This window comes from Bacillus sp. DWP3-1, from assembly GCF_049896565.1.
Taxonomy (GTDB): Bacteria; Bacillota; Bacilli; order Bacillales; family Bacillaceae; genus Bacillus.
Genome location: NZ_JAFCUN010000001.1, coordinates 151,393 through 174,270, shown reverse-complemented (window position 1 = coordinate 174,270; position 22,878 = coordinate 151,393). Strand labels below are relative to the sequence as shown.

Here is a 22,878-nt window from a genome sequence, read left to right as displayed (position 1 = left end):
ATCCTCTTAGCTGTTTTTATTCTACTACATTTTCTCCGTTTGATCTCGTTTTACCTCTTTTATATTGTTCGTCATTCATGAAAGAATCAAGTCCGTTTGACATCAATCAATGAAAAGAAAATAGAGGACAAAAAAACTCAAACTTATGTTGAGGAAGTTTGAGTTTTCAATCATTATTTTTTTGTGAACGCATCATGAAGTGCGGAAAGCTCTCTCTCAAGTTTATCGAGTAGTTTCTTACCTTCATGTTGATCAACTAATCCAAGCCGGACAGCAAAATCAATTTCTCTCGATAATCCGAACATTTGAGTATCTAAAACCTCTTCATAAAGAGGACATTGCGGCATCGTTAAGTTGTCCATTTGCACTTGGATCAATTTTAAAATTTTATCTGCATCCAATTTTAATAAAGCCAGTGCTTTTTGCCGATGATCGACTAAAATTTCTGACGCCAAAAGTATCCCTCCGTTCCCCAGGCGAGTACCTAATTCTTCTATTTATCATAAAGCGAAACGCCCAAAATTGCAAGCAGATTTGTACAGTTCGCTTTGTAAAAATAAAAAGAAGCCTTCCTTCATTAAAAGATACTCATCTCATATTTTTCACTCATCAGCTCAAGCAGCTTAATCCCAGCAATACTATTCCCTTTTTCATCCAGAGCTGGACCGAAGATACCGATCCCGAAATCATATGGTGCCGCCCCCATAATCCCACCTGAGACACCGCTTTTAGCAGGAATTCCGATGTTAATGGCAAATTCTCCGCTCGCATTGTACATGCCGCACGTCACCATAAAGGTTTTACAAATTCTAGCGACATCTTTCGAAAGAATCTGCTTACCCGTCTCTGGATGTCTGCCGTCTAATGAAAAAACACAAGCAATTTTCGCCAAATCCAAGCTGTTCATCATGATGGCACATTGTTTCGTATAGACGTCCATGACTTCTTCTACGTTCCCTCTAATAATATGATATTGCTTCATATAATAGCACATCGCCCGGTTAATCATGGATGTCTCAAATTCGGAGGCAGCTGTTTCTTTGCAGTATGTAATGCTTTTGTCATTTGCCAGCTCTCTAATGAAGCCAAGCAAACGGCTCAGCTGATCTTGCGGAGTCGCTCCTCTGATTAAACTCGTGACTGCGAGCGCCCCTGCATTAATCATTGGATTCAGCGGTTTATTCGGGCTCGCTGTTTCCAGTTTGATCATCGAATTAAACGGGTCACCTGTTGGTTCTTGTCCAACAAATTGAAATACTTTTTTTGGTCCTTCTTCTGAGAGCACGAGCGCAAGTGCTAATACTTTTGAAATGCTTTGAAGAGTAAACCGTTTATCTACATCTCCTGCCGAGTGGCACGTATTACTCACATGATACACAGCCACAGATAAATCCGTCTGATCCGCTTTGCCGAGTGCGGGAATATAGGATGCTACTTGACCATCTTTGGCCACTTTTTTTGCTTCTTCTACAAATCGATGAAGCTCTTCATTGTCGCGACATGCCATGCCTAATATCCTCCCTATCCTTCATGTAAGATTAGTGTGTACAAGGAGACGCATGTTTATGAAAGTGACAAAGCGGGGGAAAACTTCTATAATTTATGTTGGAAAGGGGTTGTCTTGAACATGAGCATCATTCAAATCAAGGGGAACGTACAGTACAAGATCACCATTGATCCAAGTGTATGGATTTTTGATGACCGTAAATTTTTAATGGATTCATTCTTTGAAAAAAGTGCAGAAAGTGAAGAGAATCAGCTAGATCAGGAGCTTGACCAAGAGCGGGTCATAAGAGAAGGTCAAACACTTCCACCCACGTTAAAAACAGAGAAGAAGTACGAAAAGGAAAGACTCGTCACAGGCAGCTTCGGGATGAAACTTGGCGATATGCTAAAAAATGCTGAGCCGCTTGAACATGCGGATACATGCGAATTTGTCACAGAAACAGGTAAAATTGCTGTGCCGCTTTCTCAGGCAATGGAGAGCATTGCTCATTTCAGTCAAAATGGTAAGCCAATCACAGAAGAAGGACCAATCCACGTCTATTTCGCGGATCAGTCCAACCTCACTCAGCCGATAAAAGGTGTCAAAGAGCTGATGATTACATAAAGTCAGAGGGTCTGGACTATAGCAAATCAGCGGCAAGCTGTGCAAGTCCAGACCTTTCTCCTTTGACAAGCTTGACATGTCCAGAGATTTGCTGTCCTTTGAACCGCTCGATCACATACGTAAGCCCATTATTTAAGCTGTCTAAATAAGGATGATCAATCTGCTCTGGATCTCCCATCAGCACAATTTTACTTCCTTCTCCGACTCGCGTTAATAATGTTTTCACCTCGTGCTTTGTTAAATTCTGTGCCTCATCAATGATGATAAATTGATCAGGTATACTTCTTCCCCGGATATACGTTAATGCTTCGACTTGAATAGATCCAATTCCCGCCAAAATCGCATCAAGCTCACCTGGTTTTTTTGTATTAAATAAAAACTCTAGGTTGTCATAGATCGGCTGCATCCATGGTCTGAGCTTTTCTTCCTTTTCTCCTGGCAAGTAGCCTAAGTCTTTCCCAACAGGCACGATTGAGCGCGCCACGATCAACTTTTTAAACATACCGAGATCCTCTGTCTGCATTAATCCGGCAGCAAGTGCAAGCAATGTTTTACCAGTCCCTGCTTTTCCGATCAGCGTCACGAGCGGAATGTCACGGCGCAAAAGCAGCTCGAGTGCCATCGTCTGCTGGACATTTTTTGGACGGATTCCCCAAATATACTCTTGATCATAAACGAGACGTTTCATATGCTCTGCCTTTTGATCAAGCATTCCTAAAGCAGAACCGCCTTCATTTCCCTTCATGATGACAAATTGATGAGGGTTAAATGGTGCACTTGTGACCTCTTTTATTGGTAATTGATTGTGCTTATAAAATGTATTCAATTGCTCAGTCGGAATGTAGAGCTCATGATAGCCATTATCGATGTCTTCATTTTGCAGGACACGGTCACTTAAGAAGTCTTCTGCTTGAAGCCCTATAGCATCTGCCTTTACCCGCACTAACACATCCTTGCTGACCAAAATGACAGGCCGGCCATGAGGCTTTGTTTCTTCCTCTAAGCTCAAATTTTTCGCGACTGCCAAAATCCGATTATCGTTCGTTTTTTCAATAAAAATTTCTTGAAGCTCATGGAAGGAGCGGTGATTCAGTTCAATGCGCAGCGTCCCTTTTGATTCTAGTGTAATTTTTTCATGCAGTTTCCCTTTCGATCTTAAACCGTCGATTAAGCGTGAGACACGCCGGGCATTTTGCCCAACCTCGTCCATATATCTCTTTTTCGAGTCTACTTCTTCTAACACAACGGCTGGTATGACGACCTCGTTGTCTTCAAATGAAAAGATTGAATTCGGATCCTGTAATAACACATTTGTGTCTAATACATAAATTTTACTCAGGTCCTTCGCCTCCTGATCGGGGTTTCATTCATCCTTGTCTTTCCCAAAACGATTGTTAAAATATATGTTTTCATGAATAAAGTTAGAAGGTTAATTCAACAATAAAATAAATCATGCAGTTTGTGAAGGAGGGAATATAGATGCGACTATTTATGACATTATTCATGATTCAAGCCATCATTCTGTTGGGCGCTTGCCAGCAGCAGGAAAAGCCAGAAGCACTGGACAAGCAAGATGGACGCCAGCACGTAGTACGGGTGTCAGACTCAACAAAGAAAAAGACCAATCAAGCCCGGTCATCCACAGATGTTGCGCAGCATCTTGTCAAAGTGACAGAGAACGTAGCAGATGTCAATGATGCAACGGCGATCGTCATCGGCCGCTATGCTGTTGTTGGTATTGATGTAAAAGATGATTTAGATAGAAGCAAAGTAGAAACCATTAAATATTCAGTTGCAAAAGCGCTGAAAAATGACCCAGAAGGTGCGAATGCTGTTGTAGTCGCTGATCCGGATACAGTCAGCCGGTTAAAAGAAATGGGCAAAGAAATACAAGCAGGCCGTCCTGTAAGTGGGATTATGGATGAACTAGCTGCCATTGTCGGCCGCGTGATGCCAGAGATGCCGAGAAATGAAATCGATCGTCACGAAAAAGACCCGACGAATGAGCCAAATGATCAGCTCAAACAAAACGATCAAAAGCAGTTAGACAAACATCAAAATGATCAATCAAACCATCATATGAATCAGAAGAAATAAAGAGAACGGCTTATATCTCCTGTGATATAAGCCTTTTTCTACGCTGATTTCAAGTGCTTGGAAAACATGCTATAATAAATGCAATAAGTGAGGTGAAAATGATGAGAGTGAAGTGCTCATTATGTGAGAAGCTTGAAACAATTGATGATGATACACTCGTTGCTAAGCGGTTAAGAAATCGACCGATTCATACATATATGTGCGATGACTGTCAGGAACGCATTAAAGTAAAGACAGAAGCACGCATCAAAACTGGCAGATTCTCTCTTTATCAAGATCCTGCGACGAAAGAGAAAAAGAAGAAAAAAGGAAAAAAAGAACAAAAGACATAAAAAAGACCTGACACATGTTCAGGTCTTTTTTTTACGTATTCACTGTTCCTTCTTTTTTTGCACGATGCAGCCGTATTTTATAAATAATCAAAATGGCAGCTGCCACGACTAGGCCTTCCGCTACTGGCAGAAAGATTCCTAGAAATGTGAGAAACGTGCAGCCAAAAATCAAAAACAAGTAAATCACGAGTGCTTTTAAAATCGGTAAACGTCTAGCAAAGCCGAGCTTAAAAACAATAATCGCTAAAACAAGGATGGTACCATATAGGAGCCACATCCCTGTTTGCGGATTTTCATCGACACGAAACAGCATCGCGAAAAAGGATAGATTTTCACTTACTTCCTGATCATTCAAAAAGATTCCCTCCCCTTATCTTTCAGGGTTCTATCTTTTTAATTCTTCATGGAATTACGATAATCCTGCTAGCTTTTTCTTCTTCGCTGCTTTCTCACGTTCGTTTTTATCTAAAATTTTCTTTCTTAAACGAATCGATTCAGGTGTAACCTCACAGTATTCGTCTTCATTCAAGTACTCAAGAGATTCCTCAAGTGACATAATACGTGGTTTCTTCATGCTCACCGTTTGATCTTTCGTCGCTGAACGTACGTTTGTTTGTTGTTTCATACGGCTCACGTTGACAACAAGATCGTTCTCACGGTTATGCTCACCAACAATCATTCCTTGGTATACTTCAGTACCCGGCTCAACGAAGATCACACCGCGCTCTTCAACGCCTTGGATTCCGTAAGCAGTCGCTTTACCTGTTTCCATTGAAACAAGTACACCTTGACGGCGTCCGCCAACTTGGCCAGACTGCATTGGCTGGTAGCTGTCAAACGTATGGTTTAAAATACCAAAACCACGAGTTAATGAAAGAAATTCAGTTGTATATCCGATTAAACCACGTGATGGCACTGTAAAGATCAGGCGAACTTGACCGTTACCATTATTGATCATGTCAATCATTTCACCTTTTCTTGCGCCCATTGATTCCATGATAGAGCCAGTGTGCTCTTCTGGCACATCAATTTGAACGCGTTCAACAGGCTCACATCGAACACCATCAACTTCTTTTACAATAACTTCTGGCTTCGATACTTGTAATTCAAATCCTTCACGTCTCATATTCTCAATAAGAATGGATAAGTGAAGCTCTCCGCGTCCAGATACAACCCAAGCATCAGGTGAATCAGTTGGATCCACACGAAGACTGACGTCTGTTTGAAGCTGCTGCTCTAAGCGCTCTTCAATTTTACGTGATGTCACGTATTTTCCTTCACGGCCTGCAAATGGGCTGTTGTTTACAACAAACGTCATTTGAAGTGTCGGCTCATCAATACGAAGGATTGGCAGGGCCTCTTGGTGTTCTACCGGACAAACCGTTTCACCTACGTTGATGTCTTCCATTCCCGATACAGCAACAAGATCTCCTGCTTTTGCTTCGTTGATTTCCACTCGTTTTAACCCTTGGAAACCAAAAATCTTTGTCACACGGAATTGCTTCACACTGCCGTCAACTTTCATTAAGGCCACTTGCTGTCCTACTTGCATTGTTCCTCTGAATACACGGCCGATCCCGATTCTTCCAACATAATCATTGTAATCAAGTAGTGCCACTTGGAATTGAAGCGGCTCTTCATGGTTATCAACTGGGCAAGGGATATGGTTAACAATGGCTTCAAACAAAGATTCCATGTTTTCATCTTGCTTGCTCGCATCGTTACTTGCTGTACCATTGATTGCTGATGCATAGACAACTGGGAATTCAAGCTGTTCTTCTGTTGCATCCAATTCAATGAACAAGTCAATTACTTCATCGACTACTTCAGCCGGACGAGCAAAGTCGCGGTCAATTTTGTTGACAACAACGATTGGTGTTAAGTTTTGCTCAAGTGCTTTTTTCAGCACAAAGCGTGTTTGAGGCATACAGCCTTCATAAGCATCCACAACGAGAAGTACACCATCTACCATTTTCATGATACGCTCAACTTCACCACCGAAATCGGCGTGTCCTGGTGTATCTAAAATATTAATGCGTGTATCTTTATAATGGATCGCAGTATTTTTAGCTAAAATCGTAATACCGCGCTCTCGCTCTAAATCATTTGAATCCATGGCTCTCTCAGCGATATTTTCATTCGCACGGAAAGTACCAGCTTGATGGAGCAATTGGTCAACAAGCGTCGTTTTACCATGGTCAACGTGGGCAATAATTGCGATGTTGCGAAGATCTTTTCGAAGTTTCACATTTTCATCTCCTAAAATAATTAGATAACTTTCATATTATATCACAATCCCCTTTAAATGCCGATCGTTTTTCTGTAAACTTATATTAACTCTAAAAAAAGGGATGGAGACAAATGAAACAAATCAAATGGCTTCTATTATTATGTGCATTACTTGCAGTTGTCAGTATGGCGTTTATTGGGGTATCTCTTGCAGAAAAAAACGTGCTGGGTATTTGTCTAAGTATTATGTTGGCCATGATTTTCATGGGTACAGGATTTACATTAAAAAGAAAATTAAACGTGCAATCATAAAATTCCTCAAAAGCCTTTTACATTCTACATGTAGAAGGCTTTTTATTTTGAGTAAAAATAAGACCAACCACCTATGAAAGCTCGAGTGTAGAGACAAAACATATCATATAGAATTGGCAAAAGTAAGCAATCTGAACCTCTTCATTTTTCGACAATAATGTTTATAGTTCTCCAAAACCAAACATAAAGTTACAATTTTCCTATTCTTCCACAAAGTTTCTCATGGTATGCTGTTCTTGCAACAAAATTTAACAGAAAAGGGAGAGAAAAGAAGCATGAAGAAGTTTTTGAGCAAATCGCTCAGCTCTGTTGTATTTTTCGCTTTAGCTATTATCCTTACTTTCACAACAGTAGCTCCTGGGCAAGCAAGTGCTGCAACTTTCAAAGGGATTCCTTTTGAACAGCAGCAAATCATTAAAGAATTATTGGAGAAAAACGAGCGCGTCATCAACATTCTCATCAATTCATTTGTTGAAGAAGACAACAGCTACACATTTGATGTGAAAAAAGCTGTTGAGCTCGGACTAACTGAAGAAGAAGCGGCGACTGCTGAGAAATTCTTAGATCGCGCAGCTGTTCTTACAATCGTTTTCAGTGAAAGCATCACTAAAAACGAAAAAGGGAAATTGATCTTTGATGCAGCAAAAGCTGTTGAACTTGGTCTTACGAAAGAAGAAGCTGCTAAATTCGAAAAACTTTTCAAATCAGTGATCAGACTTGCTGATCTTGCTGGTGATGCACTTGTTCTAGACAAAAAAGGAAACGTTGTAATTGATTCAAAAATTGCAAAAGGTCTTGGATTCAGCTCTACTGAATTACTTGTTTTCAACCAAATGCTGAAGAAAATTCCTCAAGAGCAATTAAAAACGTTCTATGATGCAGTTCAAATTGCGAAAGAAAAATTAAGCTAAGCTCGAAAACCCCCCACCTGGTTCGCCCAGATGGGGGTTTTTTATTTCAGCCAATAAAGAATGATCATCATGACGTACCCTAAACCAAACACGATGCTTGCTCGGAATATTAACTTGCCATAGTAGCGCTTCTCGAACCTTCTTTTTTCTTCCTTTTCATTTATATATGGCGTCCGATCAGGTGTCTGTATAAGAGTGATTGGTTCTTTCATTTCTTGATAAAGTTGCCGGCAGCTCTCGCAAGATTGTAGATGCTCGGCTATTATTTTATTGGTTTCTGCACTTGTGTCTCCCTCTATATAAAGTGGTAACAATTCTTCGATCAAATAACAGCTCATTTATTGAACTCCTCACAATGTAGCATTCGCTTCAGCTCTAATCTGGCTCGATGAAGGGTTGTTTTGACTTTAGATAAAGTCCAATTCAAAATTTCAGCTACTTCTTCATATGACAATTCCTGAATATCTCTTAAAATGAGGACCTCTCGGTATGAATCCTTCAGCTGATTGATATGATGCCACAGCCTTTGAATGTCAGCTTGTGTTTCGATGTGGTCCTCTGGTGTCATAAAGGACTGCTGCTCTAAGTAATCAACATCTTCTACATTCGTAAATGTCCATTTGATTTTCCGGCGATAGTCATTCACAAATGTATGATAAGCAATGGTATAAAGCCATGTTTTCATACTAGAGTGTCCTTTAAAAGAGGATAATCCATGTAAAGCCTTCATAAAAACATCCTGCGCAAGATCCTTGGCCGTTTCCATATTTCCTGTCCGCCGATATAAATATTTGGTGATTTCCTGAAAATATTCTTCATAGATTTTTTCAATTTGATCAGCTGGTCTGGACATTAGAAATAAAACCACACAGTCATCCAAATCGATAAGACAATGAAAAAGAAGTATAACGAGTAAATAAACCCCTTCATGCGCTTTAACTCATTATAGTCATTCTGATCTTCAATCAGCGCTGAACCCTGTTCATTCCCTATGACAACATGCTGAAATTGCTGTTCATGTGTCTTCATCCAGCTGGCTGCCTCGTCACCCAGCTCCCCTTCTTGATACAGTTCATATAAGTCTTGAAAGATGGCTTGTTTTTCTTTATCTGTCAAAACGGTGCACCTCTTTTGTTCGTCCATTTACTTCATAGATTTTACGCTCATTTGATCCGAAGGTTTGAATGATGACAAGCCATGAAATGTCCATGTCCCCTTCTTCGTTGATCATTCTGACTGGTTTTATTTGTTTTTTATAAATCATAGATGGTTTTTCACTTTTCAATACTTGTTGATAGACTTCATCACGATCTTTATTCGATACGGCATCCGGTATAAAGGACACTGGTTCCAGCCTCAGTTCAATTCCATCATGATCTCTAAACACACGCAGTAGATGAGAGGATCGGTTAAATGTATACTGTTTGGTTTCATTAGTGCCTGTCTTTTTCTTCACGTCTTCTGGCTTTTTCTCTATGAGCTTTAACAAATTCTCATCGCTGATTTCCCCTTTTTTCTGTTGAAGAAGCGATTTAGACAGCTTTAAATTGATAACATCTTTTGTGGAGCCATTAAACCGAAACTCCGATTGATCATTTGTTGTCACATTCACTTCATGCTGCCAATCCAAATAAAAATCATCAATACCTGTGATTTGATAAACTGGCGGCTTTAGATGTAAGTTTTGATACAGACTGTTTATTGTGTTTTTTATCTCAGTTTCCGTTATATTGATTCCGTCAATATCCTTTAATTTAAAGATGGCATTTCCATATTGCGCTTGTCGAAGTGTCCCCTTTTTCCAAGTAGCAAACGCAAAGCTTTCACTCTCGTTATGAGACATTTTTACTTTTGGCAGAAGAAGAACACTCGTCTCCCCGCCCTCTTTTTTGACAACTACTTGAATGCGATTGAGATCTATTGACCGTCCGCTTCTTTCAAAAAATTCAATTGTTTTTTTTCTATATTCTTTATCGGTCAGTTCCTTCCCCTCTACACGGCCTCGATAAGAATAACCGCTCAATTCGCCCGTAAATGCAGAAATGTTAACTTCATACTGATCAGCTGCAAACACATATTGATAAGGAATAGGCTCAGAACTAGCATTTAAATATAATTTCTGATCAGCTGGTACAAATTTTGAAGCAAGTTCTTTTGCACTTATGGCAGATAAAGGGCGATATTCTTCTGAGAAAGTATCGACCAATTCCGTTTTGGTGAATTGGAACATGGTATGAGGGATATTAACGATCGGGTTGAGTAATAGTAGAAAAAAGACAGCTATACACCCAGCACCCCACTGCCTTAGCCTCACCTTGTCTCGTAGTAAAGCACATAACAAATAAATCATCATAAAGCTTCCTGCTGCTGCAGCTAAAATCACAATCGATTTAAATGAAGATTGAAGCTCATACTTCGTGATAGAAGGATAAAAAATATAAAGCAGGGCAGCGAAAATCAGGCCATAAAACAACAGCGATTCCTTCCACTTCTGCTGCCAAAACAAACGGAAAAAAAGGTACAGTACCAAAACGGCAAAGCCAACCATGATCACTACAGTGATAAGGTCTCTCCATACTAGCCCTGTATCACCGCTGAGAAAGAACTTTTTACTTTCAGCAAAAAGGATAAACACTGTCTGACATAAAGGCAGAAGCAAGACAGATAAATCAAATGCAAAAAACATGCCTTTATTCTTTAAATAAGGAAGAGAGATCACATAATAAAGTGATGCAAGCAAGACATACCCATAGATGAGAAATTGCATGAAATCCGTCAGCACTTCAAATGTTTCAATCGTATACTGTCTGGCTAGGACTTGGTGGCTCATTTCAAGTGTCATTCCGCCTAGCAGGACTACTCTTAATACAAGCCCAGCATAAAATACATAATCACTTTTCTTTTCTTTCCATATAGGCAGTGTAATAAAAAGGACAAATAGTCCAAGTACACACCATTGAATGATGTGGATACTGTACTCATTTAAAATAAAATATCTTTCAAAATGGAGGGATAAATCACTAAACAAATCTAACATTAAAACACAATCCTTTACATCAAATTAAGGCCTCGTTCGTATAGACATTTCTCCTACCAAAAAGTTTCATCAAACACAAAAAATCACTTCATTCTCATGAAGTGATTTGGTTTATTTTTTATTTCCTCTGCCTTTTATGTAATCGTGTAAAATCTTTTCACAAACGGATCGATTTCCGGCGACTATACTGTTTTTCTCTAGAAAAGTTAGGCGTTCTCCATGTATATTTGAGTAGACAGCCCCTACTTCATCTAGAATCACACAGCCTGCTGCATAATCCCACGGCGCAAGCCTTAACGTGACGTATGCGTCACTTCTGCCGCTTGCGATATAAGCGAGCTCAAGGGCAGCTGATCCAATCGTTCTCGTCCCTCTCACATCACGCACGAGACGGGCAAACGGTTTAGCATCAAAATAAGGGCTTTCGATCGCCCAGGTCGGGTTAATGCCGACAATGGCTTTTTCAATCGCTACATCTTTTAATGGCGGAAGCAGGGTATCATTCATATAGGCCCCTTCCCCTTTGACCGCATGGTAAAGCTCGTCATGAATGACGTCATAAATGAGACCGATTTTCCCTATGCCATTTTCAAATATCCCGATGGAAATGGCAAAGTTGCGTTTTTGATGGACAAAGTTCATTGTGCCATCGATTGGATCAATGATCCACACAATCCCATCCAGCGAGGTCACCTCTTCCCCTTGTCCCTCTTCTCCTAAAATGTGATGATCTGAAAATGTCGATTGTATCTTTTCAATGAAAAAACGTTCTGTTTCTTTATCGATATTAGTGACAAGATCATTTGGATTTGATTTTGTTTCAATTGATAGACCTTCCTGCATGGACGCTTTAATACGGCTTCCTGCTTCTTTTACCCAAAGCTTTGCAAGACGGTCAATTTCCACCCAGTTTGTCATCAGACTGTAAACCTCTTTTCTATGTAATACCTATTTGTTTTAGCATACTGATATTATGTACGTAAAAGCAAGAAAAAAGCAGCTTCATACAAAAACGAACCGATGTATTGGTTCGTTTTTACCTCACCTTGTTTTACCCTTTAAGCTGCTCCCATTCTTTTCTTAGGCGCTCAAGCTTTCGTTTGCTGCGTTCGATTTGGATGTCATCTTTTTGCTCGATGGCTTCATGAAGCGTAGAAAGCTCATAATCCACCTCTAATCTCCACACAGCGATGCGATTCTTCTTCTCCTGTCTATACCCCTGCTTCACGATTTGCTTCATTTGGTCAACGCCCCTTCCAGAGAATGATTCATTCCTTGTCAGTTTTCATTGATAAAAAATTCAATCGATAAGAGAATTGGTTCTTGCTTATATCGTATGAAGCGATCGCATAACCGCAACGACATTCTAAAAATTGTGTCTTTACCTATTTGTTATGTACCACAAAATCGTTGTTTTTAAACGCTGCCCTATTTCCTCTACAATCTTTGATCTGTTGGTGCATCTTTTTTTGAGCTTAACCCAAGCTATGATAAAATATGATCAGCTAAAGAATACAGGAGGCATAATATGAGTGAAATGCGTTTTAGAGATGAAGATTTTGAGACATTTACAGTTGACGGTTTAGATGAACGAATGACCGTATTAAAAGAAAGAGTCCGTCCAAAGCTTGAGGCACTTGGTGAACACTTTGCACCACTTCTTTCTTCTATTACAGGAGACGAAATGTTTGTACATGTCGCAAAGCACGCTAGAAGATCAGTCAATCCGCCAAATGATACGTGGGTTGCTTTTGCAAACAGCAAGCGTGGGTATAAAAAACTCCCTCATTTTCAAATTGGGCTTTGGAAAACACATGTCTTTGTATGGTTTGCGCTCATTTATGAATCTCCTGTGAAAGGCGAGTATGGTCAGCTGTTCGAAAAAGAACTAGATACCATTCAGAAGAAAATACCACAAGATTTTGTTTGGTCTAAAGATCATATGAAACCAGATGTCATGCGTCACAGCGAGCTTGATGCAGAACAGCTGAAAACGCTGTTTGAACGTGTCCAAACGGTGAAAAAAGCTGAGCTCCTTTGCGGCATTCAGCTGCCTAGAGAAGAAGTCGTTCAAATGAATAATGAAGAATACTTATCAAAAATCGAAGATGCCTTCCGCACGTTGACTTATCTATACCGCTTTACACAAAAAGAATCTGTATAAAAAAAACGAGCCCATGCGGCTCGTTTCTGATTGTTGACAAAAGGCTAAAATGATCTTCATTTTAGCCTTTTGTCTTCTTTTCAGCGTGATAGAAAACCTTTGCAGTCTAGGAAGGACGAGTACCGGAGCGGAGCGAATTTGACATTCGGGAGCACCGGCACGCAGGACTGACACCGAATGCGAGGGTTTGTCTACACGCTGAAACGAGCCCATGCAGGCTCGTTTTTTCTTACATACGTATAACGGCTGTCTCTTCTGCCTCTCTTGCAGATTTCACTGTACGATAAGGAGAATACCCGCTTTCCTTTTCAAACGCTGCACAATGCGTCTTTTCCTCTGCTTTTGATGGCACAACCTCTTTAAATCGTTTATAAGTATCTAATAACTCCTGCTTCGCAATTCCTTTTTCATAGGCTTTTTCAACAGCTTGAAAAAACGAAATAACGGCAATCTTTTCCTCTGTCGTCCAGTCGACATCCATTGGATATTGATATTCCATTTACTTGTCCCTCACTTTAACACTCATTTCTTATTTGAACTTTTATTATAGCATCTGTTCGATCAGAAACCGATTGATTTTATGCTTTACATTCCGATCAGTTCATAATATAATTCTTTTGTTTTATGCAATGAAATCTGCCATTATTGGCACAATAATAGCAGGTATTTCGATGAAGGTGGGAAAGCAATTGTCACAACATGATACACCCTTATACACTGGACTAAAAAAGCATGCTGCAACCAATCCAGTCCAATTTCACATTCCAGGCCATAAAAAAGGAGCCGGGATGGACCCTGAATTCAGAGCATTCATTGGCGACAATGCATTAAGCATTGATCTCATTAATATAGAACCTCTCGATGATTTACATTCACCTCGAGGGATGATAAAAGAAGCACAGGAGCTCGCTGCTGAAGCATTCGGTGCTGACCATACATTTTTCTCTATTCAAGGAACAAGCGGCGCCATCATGACAATGGTGATGACCGTATGCGGACCTGGAGATAAAATCATCATTCCGCGCAACGTCCATAAATCGATTATGTCCGCCATTGTATTTTCTGGCGCAGTTCCTGTTTTTATTCACCCAGAAATAGACAAAGAACTTGGCATCTCTCACGGCATTACACCAGAATCAGCGAAAAAGGCGCTCACGGAGCACCCAGATGCAAAAGGTCTGCTTGTGATTAATCCGACGTATTTTGGGGTTTCAGCAGACTTAAAATCGATTGTAGACATTGCCCATTCATTTCATGTGCCTGTCCTTGTCGATGAAGCACACGGCGTGCATATTCATTTTCACGATGAGCTTCCACTATCTGCGATGCAGGCAGGTGCCGACATGGCAGCAACGAGTGTCCATAAACTCGGCGGTTCCCTTACCCAGAGCTCTATTTTAAATATGAAGGAAGGGCTTGTCTCAAAAGATCGCGTACAATCGATTTTGAGCATGCTGACGACAACGTCTACTTCTTATTTGCTCTTGGCGTCACTTGATGTCGCTCGAAAGCGATTAGCCACTGAAGGAAAGGCACTTGCAGATGAAGCCATCCGTTTGGCTGAATCAGCGAGAAACCGTTTGAACCAAATTGATGGCATTACGTGTATTGGCAAGGAAATACTCGGTTCAGCTTCTACGTACGATTATGACCCAACGAAATTAATTATCTCAATTAAAGACCTTGGGCTAAATGGCCATGATGTCGAAAAATGGCTGAGAGAAAGCTACCGGATTGAAGTGGAGCTCTCTGACCTTTACAACATTTTATGTATTGTGACCCCTGGTGATTCTGATGAAACAATCGATACGCTTATAACGGCTATGAAGGAAATTGCCGCAACCTCTACAAGTGAGAGCGGCACACAAGCGGTCACAGAAGTCCTGCTGCCTGAGATTCCATCGCTTGCCATGACGCCCCGTGACGCCTTTTACGCCACAACAGAAGTGGTTCCGTTTAAAGAAGCAGCGGGCCGCATCATCGCAGAGTTTGTTATGGTGTACCCGCCAGGCATTCCTATTTTTATACCAGGAGAAATTATCACAGAAGAAAATATCTCATATATCTTTAAAAACATTGAAATTGGTCTCCCTGTCCAAGGACCAGAAGATTCAACGCTTGAAATGATCCGCGTGATTAAAGAACAAAAACCAATTTTATAAAAAAGAAACATGCAGCCCCAAATGGAGCTGCATGCTTTTTTATTTATTCAGAGGCTTCATCACAGCAATGACAGTGACCACACGTTCCGTATAGCGTTGTCACTTTTTCATTTTCAAATTGATCAATGGTTTCATTGCAATCTTGACAAATAATTGTACCCACGTACATTCCCCTTTTCTTCATTCATAATTTGAAAGCGTTTAATCTATTTCATATCTCTATAATATGATGTCACATTTAAGTTGTCAACGGTTAATTGTATGACACATTTAAATATTTTTTATGAATATGTGCTTTTTTCTCATCATATTGAGGGAACGTTTCAATTGTATTTTGCTTCATATCAATTCTGTAACAATTGAGTAACAATCGAAAATTGTCAAAAAGGACATGATACACTAGAGTGACTAACAGGTAACCAGCTCCTAAAAATGTTGGGACAACCCCAAAGGATTTTGAGGTGAATAGATTGAATTTTATGAGGTCACTTCTCATTATATTCCCCATGCTCTTTGTACTTAGTTCATGCTCATTTGCGTATATCATACCGAATCAGACCGACCAAGTCAGTCATATTCAGAAACCAAGAATTCTCTTTTTTACAGATGCAGAAAATCTTGATAAAGAAAGTCCTTATTATGATGCAGTCCTCGATTTAAAGAATGAATATCCGAAGGAAATGTCAAAGATGATTGTGAAAGAAGATCGTAAAGGCTGGAAAAATGAAGTAGACGAATTGCCGGCTATTTTACTTGTAAATAATGAAAAAGTCATTGTGAAGATTGAAGGAAATGTCAGCAGCAAAGAGGATATTTTATCGCCCTTATGCCACGCTTTAGACCGCGTGAATACAAATTAATGGCCTACCCTTGCACTTATATATCCATATGAAAAAGCCCCTCATCTCATGAGGGGTTTTTCATATGGGAGCGCTCAAAAAAACCCTCTCCATCAAGAGAGGGTTTTAATAGGTTCATTATTTTACGATATGAATTGGGCTTCCAATTGCTACTTCAGCCGTTTCCATTGTAATTTCACCTAAAGTTGGATGAGCGTGAATTGTCATTGCGATATCTTCAGCAGTCACTCCAGCTTCGATTGCAAGGCTAAGCTCTGAAATCATATCAGAAGCGCCAACACCTGCGATTTGTGCACCGATAACAAGACCATCCTCTTTACGAGTGATCATTTTCATGAAGCCATCAGTTGCATCAAGAGAAAGTGCACGTCCGTTCGCTGCGAATGGGAATTTCGCTGCAACGATTTCGATTCCTTCTTCTTTTGCTTCTGCTTCAGTGTACCCAACAGTTGCAAGTTCTGGCTCAGAGAATACAACAGCAGGAATACCAAGGTAATCAATTTCAGCTGGCTCTCCAGCGATTGCTTCAGCTGCAATTTTACCTTCGTAAGAAGCTTTGTGTGCAAGTGGTGGTCCATCAACGATGTCACCAATTGCATAGATGTTAGATACGCTTGTACGGCATTGTTTGTCTGTTTTGACAACTCCGCGATCAGTCAATTCAACACCAACTTGCTCAAGACCAAGCTCATCCGTGTTTGGACGACGACCAACTGTAACAAGTACGTAATCAGCATCAACTGTTTTTTCTTCACCTTTTACTTCGAAAGTAACAGTGACACCATCAGATTTTTCTTCAACGCCTTTTGCAAGAGCGTTTGTATGAATTTCAACGTTTCCTTTTTTCTTCAAGTTACGTTTAACCAATGAGCTCATTTGCTTTTCGAAACCTGGAAGGATTTCGTCTCCACCTTCAAGGATGACAACTTCTGTTCCAAAGTTTGCATAAGCAGTTCCAAGCTCAGTACCGATATATCCACCACCGATAACAACTAACTTTTTAGGTACTTCTTTAAGCGCCAAAGCACCAGTTGAGTTGATCACGCGGTCTGTGTATTTAAAAGTCGGCAATTCAATTGGACGAGATCCAGTTGCAAGAATTGCATTTTTGAAAGTGTAAGTCTGTGCTGAATTTTCATCCATTACACGTACAGAGTTGCTGTCTACGAAATAAGCTTCACCTTTAACGATGTCTACTTTATTTCCTTTAAGAAGACCTTGAACTCCACCTGTTAATTTGTTAACAACAGAAGCTTTCCACTCTTGAACTTTTGTGAAATCAACTGTTACGTTTTCAGCTTTGATACCCATGTCTTCAGAATGCTTAGCATTTTCGAAACGATGGCCAGCATTGATTAATGCTTTTGAAGGAATACAGCCAACGTTTAGACATACGCCGCCAAGTGTTCCTTTTTCAACGATTGTTACTTTTTGTCCAAGCTGTGCAGCACGAATAGCAGCTACATATCCACCAGGACCTGCACCGATGACAAGAGTATCTGTTTCGATTGGGAAATCTCCTACTACCATGACATTACGCCTCCATTAAAATTAATTGTGGATCATTCAATAAACGCTTGATGTGGTTAAGGGCATTTTGCGCAGTAGCTCCGTCGATCATACGGTGGTCAAAGCTAAGGGAAAGAGCTAAGACTGGAGCTGCAACGATTTCGCCATCACGAACAACCGCTTTTTCAGCGATACGGCCAATACCAAGGATCGCTACTTCTGGGTGGTTGATGACTGGAGTAAACCATTGTCCACCAGCAGAACCGATGTTTGTGATTGTGCAAGATGCACCTTTCATTTCAGCTGGAGCCAATTTACCATCACGTGCTTTTGTTGCAAGCTCATTGATTTCGTTAGACACTTCGAAAATTGCTTTGCGATCTGCATTTTTCACAACTGGAACGAGCAGGCCTTTTTCAGTGTCAGCTGCAATTCCGATGTTGTAGTAATGCTTTTGAACAACTTCATCTGTTTTATCATCGATAGAAGTGTTAAGTACTGGGTACTTTTTCAAAGCAGAAGTTAGAGCTTTTACAACGTAAGGCAAGTAAGTTAACTTGATTCCTTGATCAGCTGCAACTTGTTTGAATTGTTTACGATGTGCAACAAGGTTCGTTACATCAACTTCATCCATTAATGTTACGTGAGGAGCTGTATGCTTAGAGTTCACCATTGCTTTCGCGATCGCTTTGCGGATGCCGCTCATTTTCTCGCGAGTTTCTGGGAATTCTCCTTCAAGAACTGGAGCTGCTGCCGCTTTTGGAGCTGCTTCTTCTTTCGCACTTTCAGCTGCTTGAGGTGCTGCTTCTTGAGCTGCAGAACCACCATTAACGAAGCTGTCGATATCTTCTTTTAACACACGGCCGTTTTTACCAGAACCTGCAACTTTGTAAATTTCAACGCCTTTTTCGCGAGCATATTTACGTACAGATGGCATAGCGATGACGCGTTTGTTTGGATCAGCATCTACTTGCTCTTGTGCGCCTGCACCAGTTGCTGCTGCCGCTTCTTCTTGTGCCACTTCTTTCTTCTCTGGCTCGTTACCAGCTTCAGCAGTACCTTGTACTTGAGCTTCAGTTTTTGCTTCGCCTTCTTCTTCGCTGCCTTTAAATTGAAGATTTTCGTAACCAGGTGCATCAAACGTAATGATTGTTTGTCCTACAGTTGCAACTGTTCCCTCTTCAACTTTTAATTCTAATACTTTTCCTTTAACAGGTGAAGGAATTTCTACAACTGCTTTATCGTTTTGTACCTCTGCTAAAACGTCATCTTCATTAATTTCGTCGTTTGGTTTAACAAACCACTTAACGATCTCACCTTCGTGGATACCTTCTCCGATGTCCGGAAGTTTAAATTCAAATGCCACTGTTTTTCGCCTCCTAGATTTTGTTGAATCCTTGTTGTGTATGTTTACACGGTCTTGTAATTGATAAAGGGGAAGAGAAATAAATTCTTTTCCCCTCTGTCATTTAATTAAAATTCAAGAACTTTCTTAGCTGTTTCAAGCACGTCTTTATGGTTTGGAAGCCATACGCTCTCAGCTTGAGAGAAAGCAAATACAGTATCAGGTGCAGCTACACGAAGTACTGGTGCTTCTAGGCTAAGGATTGCTCTGTCATTGATTTCAGCTACTACGTTTGCAGCAATACCAGCTTGTTTTTGTGCTTCTTGAACAACGATCGCACGACCTGTTTTTTCAACAGAAGCGATGATTGTTTCAATATCAAGCGGGCTTACTGTACGAAGGTCGATCACTTCAGCAGAAACGCCTTCTTTTTCAAGTTCTTCAGCAGCTTTAAGTGATTCGTGAACCATTGCACCATAAGTGATGATTGAAAGGTCAGAACCTTCACGTTTCACGTCAGCTTTACCGATTTCAATTGTGTACTCTTCTTCAGGAACTTCCTGACGGAAAGAGCGATAAAGTTTCATATGCTCAAGGAACACAACCGGATCGTTGTCGCGGATTGCAGAAATTAATAGTCCTTTTGCATCGTAAGGTGTTGAAGGAATGACAACCTTGATACCAGGCTGTTGTGCGATAAGACCTTCTAAGCTGTCAGCATGAAGCTCAGGAGTATGAACCCCTCCACCGAATGGAGAACGGATTGTCACTGGAGAATGCCAGCGTCCGCCAGAACGGTAACGCATACGAGCCATTTGTCCAGAAACAGAATCTAATACTTCGTAAACGAATCCGAAGAATTGAATTTCCATTACTGGGCGGAATTCTTGTAGTCCAAGGCCAATTGCAAGACCGCCAATACCAGATTCAGCAAGTGGAGTATCGAATACACGATCCTCACCAAACTCTTTTTGCAATCCTTCAGTCGCACGGAATACGCCGCCGTTTTTACCAACGTCTTCTCCGAAAACGAGAACGTTTTCGTCATTTTTCAGTTCTGTGCGTAACGCATCAGTGATCGCTTGAATCATTGTCATTTGCGCCATGGCTTACTTCGACTCCTTCTGTTTGTAAATTTCAAGCTGTTCAACTAAGTTGAATGGTTTCACATCGTACATGTTTTCAATCAAGTCAGTGACTTTTTGCTTAGGCTGTTCGTCAGCTTCTTTGATCGCTTGTTTGATTTGTTCTTTTGCATCTTCGATGACTTTATTCTCTTCTTCTTCAGACCATAGGCCTTTGTTTTCCAAGAATCTGCGGTAGCGTACCAATGGATCTTTTTGCTCCCACTCATTTTCATCTTCTTTTGTACGATATCTTGTTGGATCGTCACCAGCCATTGTATGTGGACCGTAACGGAATGTAAGAGTTTCGATTAATGTTGGACCTTCGCCATTTACAGCACGCTCACGAGCTTCAGCAGTTGCTGCATATACAGCTAATGCATCCATACCGTCAACTTGTACGCCTACGATACCAGCTGCAGCTGCTTTTTGTGCAATTGTTTGTGCAGCAGATTGCTTTTCAACAGGTGTAGAGATTGCATATCTGTTGTTTTGGACAACAAAAATCGCTGGCGCTTTGTAAGCCCCTGCAAAGTTGATACCTTCGTAGAAATCACCTTGTGAAGCTCCGCCATCACCAGTGTAAGTGATTGCAACAGCATTTTTACCGCGCTTTTTCAAACCAAGAGCTACACCAGCAGCTTGAATGATTTGTGCACCGATAATGATTTGTGGAGAAAGTGCATTCACATCTTCAGGCATTTGGTTACCAACAAAGTGTCCACGAGAGAACAAGAACGCTTTTGTTAATGGAAGGCCATGCCAGATTAATTGTGGTACATCACGATATCCTGGAAGAATGAAATCTTCTTTCTCAAGTGCAAAGTGAGTTGCAAGCTGAGAAGCCTCTTGTCCAGCTGTAGGCGCATAGAAGCCAAGACGTCCTTGACGGTTCAATGAAATTGAACGTTGATCTAATACACGTGTAAACACCATACGGCGCATTAATTCTTTTAATTGGTCATCTGAGAGATCCGGCATTGCCGCTTCGTTTACGACTTCGCCTTTTTCGTTTAAAATTTGAAACGTTTCAAACTGCTTTTTGATGGCATCAAATTGCTTTTTGCTATCAACAATTGCTTTTTTTGTTTTTGCAGCCATTCTAAAGTCACCTCTTCCTTTCTTTTAACAGTCAATTTGTCGTGAATCCATTTATACATACAGATATAGGATAACCCAAAATACTCATATGACTCCTGTATTTAATAGCCACTAGGATCGTTGTCGAAACATTAGATGATCGCTCGTTTTTGAGTTCTTCTAACTGTATTAACGATAGTTCACAAAAAACTAATACAACTTCTGTTAACAAGGACTAGTTTACAACAAGAAAAATAGTCCGTCAATTGATTTAACGGCTTTATTTAAATAAATGTATTCGCTTTACTTTTTATAGTGAGCTGTATCAATCTGTTTAACAAACACCTCGAACTGTACTAGTATAGATTGTACTACTGTACTACAATAGAAAATGTTTGTTTTTGTCGAAAAATAAAAAAAGAGCTGTTTTTTTCAGCTCTTTTGGGATTCTTGATCTGCCGCTTTAGACAAAGCCTGTTTATGCTCATTCAATTGCTTTGTATATTGATTGAACTTCTTACCTTCTTTTCTGACTTTGCTATAAGAACGGTTCACCGTCTTCAGCTTGGATTTCAACTCTTCATATCCCAAGTCCTTCTTCTTTAAAGATTGATACAAATGCTGATCTTGTTTCAGCGCCTTTTGATATTCCTTGTAAAGCTGGTCATACGACGCATATCTTTTCTCAAGCGATTTGACCGTTTCATCTGCTTTTTCTTTTAAATCCGTATCTTTTATACGTCCGGCAGATTCCTTTACCGTTTTCAATTCTTTTTTCGATTCATCCATGCTGTCTTTTTCTGTTTTTAAATGTTCTTTTCGTTTCGCTGCAGATGCTAACGCCTGATCAGAAAGGCTTGACACTGTTTTTGTATGATCTTTTGTGGTTTGAATCATTTTTGTATAGAGCTGCTGCTCTTTTTTCTCATAGCTTTGCAGTGTACCTTGCTCTTTTTCAAAGGATGCCTCTTTTTCGCTCATTTTCGTCATCGCATCTTGCATGTCATGAAATGGACTTTGACCTCCGCATCCCGCCAGCAAAAGGGTACATATCCCCGCTAAAGCAGCACATGCTTTCATGCTTCTTCTCATCTGTCTCATCACAAGGTTCCCCCTTTACATCTCCACATACCACTATAATTTTTATAGACGCTTGTGACAAGGAAAGAGGTCATCCTGATGAGCCGGAGAAGATTTTTTTCAAGTGATAGGCGCATGACTATACAAATAGTGCATTCATACATAGTTTATATTACACGCTTCGCCTTCACTTATGAGAGGCCGAGTGTATTTCCAAAGGAGGTCAAAAGTATGTCTAATTATAGTCATGGAAGTATGTATGGTGGATACGGCGGTCACGGGTATGGATACGGTGGTGGATATGGCGGTGGCTGTTGTTACCCAAGTTATGGCGGTGGCTACGGATACGGTGGAGGACGGACATTCGCTTTAATCGTTGTCCTTTTCATCCTATTAATTATCGTTGGCGCAGCATTCTTAGGCGGCGGCGGTGGCGGCTGCTGCTAATGGCTGTTTAAGCCTCTGACCGGTCTCATAGGACCGGTCTTCTTTATTTCATTGCATATGTTGTGTATCATTTTATATA

27 protein-coding genes are annotated in these 22,878 nt (G+C 40.5%); 9 read left to right on the top strand and 18 right to left on the bottom strand.

The window, feature by feature from the left end:
- Positions 1-173: 173 nt before the first annotated feature.
- Both ACP7A0_RS00940 and glsA read right to left on the bottom strand, forming a co-directional pair.
- Entirely contained in the window at positions 174-455 is a 282-nt protein-coding gene (locus tag ACP7A0_RS00940; protein WP_003212509.1) for a YlaN family protein, read from the bottom strand.
- Between the two features lie 122 nt (positions 456-577).
- Positions 578-1,507 carry a glutaminase A gene (glsA, locus tag ACP7A0_RS00935; protein WP_106038779.1) on the bottom strand — a complete coding sequence of 310 codons (930 nt, stop codon included), beginning with the start codon at positions 1,505-1,507 and terminating at the stop codon, positions 578-580.
- Positions 1,508-1,627: 120 nt separating this feature from the next.
- On the opposite strand from glsA, the gene ACP7A0_RS00930 reads away from it, so the two are divergent.
- Positions 1,628-2,110, top strand: coding sequence for a peptidyl-prolyl cis-trans isomerase (locus ACP7A0_RS00930; RefSeq protein WP_426003965.1), 483 nt, complete (start codon positions 1,628-1,630; stop codon positions 2,108-2,110).
- Positions 2,111-2,126: 16 nt separating this feature from the next.
- Here ACP7A0_RS00930 and ACP7A0_RS00925 read toward each other — a convergent pair whose 3' ends face one another.
- Positions 2,127-3,449, bottom strand: coding sequence for a PhoH family protein (locus tag ACP7A0_RS00925; RefSeq protein WP_106036760.1), 1,323 nt, complete (start codon positions 3,447-3,449; stop codon positions 2,127-2,129).
- 140 nt (positions 3,450-3,589) lie between these two features.
- Here ACP7A0_RS00925 and ACP7A0_RS00920 point away from each other — a divergent pair, with 140 nt between their 5' ends.
- Together ACP7A0_RS00920 and ACP7A0_RS00915 are read left to right on the top strand one after the other, a co-directional pair.
- Entirely contained in the window at positions 3,590-4,207 is a 618-nt protein-coding gene (locus ACP7A0_RS00920; protein WP_034662638.1) for a YhcN/YlaJ family sporulation lipoprotein, read from the top strand.
- A gap of 101 nt (positions 4,208-4,308) precedes the next feature.
- Positions 4,309-4,539 (top strand): YlaI family protein, encoded by a 231-nt coding sequence (locus ACP7A0_RS00915; protein WP_012009835.1) that lies wholly within the window; start codon positions 4,309-4,311, stop codon positions 4,537-4,539.
- A 31-nt stretch (positions 4,540-4,570) separates the two neighbouring features.
- Here ACP7A0_RS00915 and ACP7A0_RS00910 read toward each other — a convergent pair whose 3' ends face one another.
- Positions 4,571-4,852: a YlaH-like family protein gene (locus tag ACP7A0_RS00910; RefSeq protein WP_044334035.1), complete on the bottom strand. Its 282-nt coding sequence runs from the start codon at positions 4,850-4,852 to the stop codon at positions 4,571-4,573.
- Between the two features lie 96 nt (positions 4,853-4,948).
- Entirely contained in the window at positions 4,949-6,787 is a 1,839-nt protein-coding gene (gene typA / locus ACP7A0_RS00905; protein WP_034662645.1) for a translational GTPase TypA, read from the bottom strand.
- Between the two features lie 113 nt (positions 6,788-6,900).
- Here typA and ACP7A0_RS00900 point away from each other — a divergent pair, with 113 nt between their 5' ends.
- Together ACP7A0_RS00900 and ACP7A0_RS00895 are read left to right on the top strand one after the other, a co-directional pair.
- Positions 6,901-7,080, top strand: coding sequence for a DUF5325 family protein (locus tag ACP7A0_RS00900; protein ID WP_375567390.1), 180 nt, complete (start codon positions 6,901-6,903; stop codon positions 7,078-7,080).
- A 275-nt stretch (positions 7,081-7,355) separates the two neighbouring features.
- On the top strand, positions 7,356-7,991 hold the full coding sequence (locus tag ACP7A0_RS00895) for a hypothetical protein (protein ID WP_106036758.1): 636 nt from the start codon (positions 7,356-7,358) through the stop codon (positions 7,989-7,991).
- Positions 7,992-8,032: 41 nt separating this feature from the next.
- On the opposite strand, the gene ACP7A0_RS00890 is transcribed toward ACP7A0_RS00895, so the two are convergent.
- From ACP7A0_RS00890 to ACP7A0_RS00865, 6 genes are all read right to left on the bottom strand, one after another.
- On the bottom strand, positions 8,033-8,329 hold the full coding sequence (locus ACP7A0_RS00890) for an anti-sigma factor family protein (protein WP_060596170.1): 297 nt from the start codon (positions 8,327-8,329) through the stop codon (positions 8,033-8,035).
- Positions 8,326-8,844, bottom strand: a complete 519-nt coding sequence (locus ACP7A0_RS00885) for a sigma-70 family RNA polymerase sigma factor (protein ID WP_060596398.1) — start codon at positions 8,842-8,844, stop codon at positions 8,326-8,328. Before ACP7A0_RS00885 ends, ACP7A0_RS00890 begins: the two co-directional genes overlap by 4 nt.
- Positions 8,844-9,107 carry a hypothetical protein gene (locus ACP7A0_RS00880; RefSeq protein ID WP_060596169.1) on the bottom strand — a complete coding sequence of 88 codons (264 nt, stop codon included), beginning with the start codon at positions 9,105-9,107 and terminating at the stop codon, positions 8,844-8,846. Before ACP7A0_RS00880 ends, ACP7A0_RS00885 begins: the two co-directional genes overlap by 1 nt.
- Positions 9,097-11,028: a hypothetical protein gene (locus tag ACP7A0_RS00875; protein WP_106030792.1), complete on the bottom strand. Its 1,932-nt coding sequence runs from the start codon at positions 11,026-11,028 to the stop codon at positions 9,097-9,099. Before ACP7A0_RS00875 ends, ACP7A0_RS00880 begins: the two co-directional genes overlap by 11 nt.
- A gap of 111 nt (positions 11,029-11,139) precedes the next feature.
- Positions 11,140-11,946, bottom strand: a complete 807-nt coding sequence (locus tag ACP7A0_RS00870; protein WP_060596168.1) for an inositol monophosphatase family protein — start codon at positions 11,944-11,946, stop codon at positions 11,140-11,142.
- 133 nt (positions 11,947-12,079) lie between these two features.
- Positions 12,080-12,268 (bottom strand): hypothetical protein, encoded by a 189-nt coding sequence (locus ACP7A0_RS00865; RefSeq protein ID WP_003211901.1) that lies wholly within the window; start codon positions 12,266-12,268, stop codon positions 12,080-12,082.
- Positions 12,269-12,556: 288 nt separating this feature from the next.
- Here ACP7A0_RS00865 and ACP7A0_RS00860 point away from each other — a divergent pair, with 288 nt between their 5' ends.
- Entirely contained in the window at positions 12,557-13,192 is a 636-nt protein-coding gene (locus ACP7A0_RS00860; protein ID WP_060596167.1) for a DUF1054 domain-containing protein, read from the top strand.
- A gap of 229 nt (positions 13,193-13,421) precedes the next feature.
- Here ACP7A0_RS00860 and ACP7A0_RS00855 read toward each other — a convergent pair whose 3' ends face one another.
- Positions 13,422-13,691 (bottom strand): UPF0223 family protein, encoded by a 270-nt coding sequence (locus ACP7A0_RS00855; RefSeq protein WP_060596166.1) that lies wholly within the window; start codon positions 13,689-13,691, stop codon positions 13,422-13,424.
- A gap of 190 nt (positions 13,692-13,881) precedes the next feature.
- Here ACP7A0_RS00855 and ACP7A0_RS00850 point away from each other — a divergent pair, with 190 nt between their 5' ends.
- Positions 13,882-15,354 (top strand): aminotransferase class I/II-fold pyridoxal phosphate-dependent enzyme, encoded by a 1,473-nt coding sequence (locus ACP7A0_RS00850; protein ID WP_106036756.1) that lies wholly within the window; start codon positions 13,882-13,884, stop codon positions 15,352-15,354.
- Positions 15,355-15,397: 43 nt separating this feature from the next.
- Here ACP7A0_RS00850 and ACP7A0_RS00845 read toward each other — a convergent pair whose 3' ends face one another.
- Positions 15,398-15,517, bottom strand: a complete 120-nt coding sequence (locus ACP7A0_RS00845; protein WP_003212464.1) for a GapA-binding peptide SR1P — start codon at positions 15,515-15,517, stop codon at positions 15,398-15,400.
- Between the two features lie 316 nt (positions 15,518-15,833).
- On the opposite strand from ACP7A0_RS00845, the gene ACP7A0_RS00840 reads away from it, so the two are divergent.
- Complete coding sequence (locus tag ACP7A0_RS00840) at positions 15,834-16,214, top strand: hypothetical protein (RefSeq protein ID WP_223250460.1); 381 nt, start codon at positions 15,834-15,836, stop codon at positions 16,212-16,214.
- Between the two features lie 117 nt (positions 16,215-16,331).
- Here ACP7A0_RS00840 and lpdA read toward each other — a convergent pair whose 3' ends face one another.
- The 5 genes from lpdA to ACP7A0_RS00815 form a co-directional block, all read right to left on the bottom strand.
- The gene (gene lpdA, locus ACP7A0_RS00835; protein ID WP_034662665.1) at positions 16,332-17,744 is read right to left on the bottom strand and encodes a dihydrolipoyl dehydrogenase; all 1,413 of its coding nucleotides are present in this window, start codon (positions 17,742-17,744) and stop codon (positions 16,332-16,334) included.
- A 4-nt stretch (positions 17,745-17,748) separates the two neighbouring features.
- Positions 17,749-19,089 carry a dihydrolipoamide acetyltransferase family protein gene (locus ACP7A0_RS00830; protein ID WP_024426891.1) on the bottom strand — a complete coding sequence of 447 codons (1,341 nt, stop codon included), beginning with the start codon at positions 19,087-19,089 and terminating at the stop codon, positions 17,749-17,751.
- Between the two features lie 107 nt (positions 19,090-19,196).
- Positions 19,197-20,174: a pyruvate dehydrogenase complex E1 component subunit beta gene (gene pdhB, locus ACP7A0_RS00825; RefSeq protein ID WP_012009824.1), complete on the bottom strand. Its 978-nt coding sequence runs from the start codon at positions 20,172-20,174 to the stop codon at positions 19,197-19,199.
- A 3-nt stretch (positions 20,175-20,177) separates the two neighbouring features.
- Entirely contained in the window at positions 20,178-21,293 is a 1,116-nt protein-coding gene (gene pdhA / locus ACP7A0_RS00820) for a pyruvate dehydrogenase (acetyl-transferring) E1 component subunit alpha (RefSeq protein WP_060596162.1), read from the bottom strand.
- 411 nt (positions 21,294-21,704) lie between these two features.
- Positions 21,705-22,373, bottom strand: coding sequence for a YkyA family protein (locus ACP7A0_RS00815; protein WP_066030955.1), 669 nt, complete (start codon positions 22,371-22,373; stop codon positions 21,705-21,707).
- Between the two features lie 234 nt (positions 22,374-22,607).
- Between ACP7A0_RS00815 and ACP7A0_RS00810 the strand changes: the two genes are divergently transcribed.
- The gene (locus ACP7A0_RS00810) at positions 22,608-22,799 is read left to right on the top strand and encodes a YjcZ family sporulation protein (RefSeq protein ID WP_106030973.1); all 192 of its coding nucleotides are present in this window, start codon (positions 22,608-22,610) and stop codon (positions 22,797-22,799) included.
- Positions 22,800-22,878 lie beyond the last annotated feature (79 nt).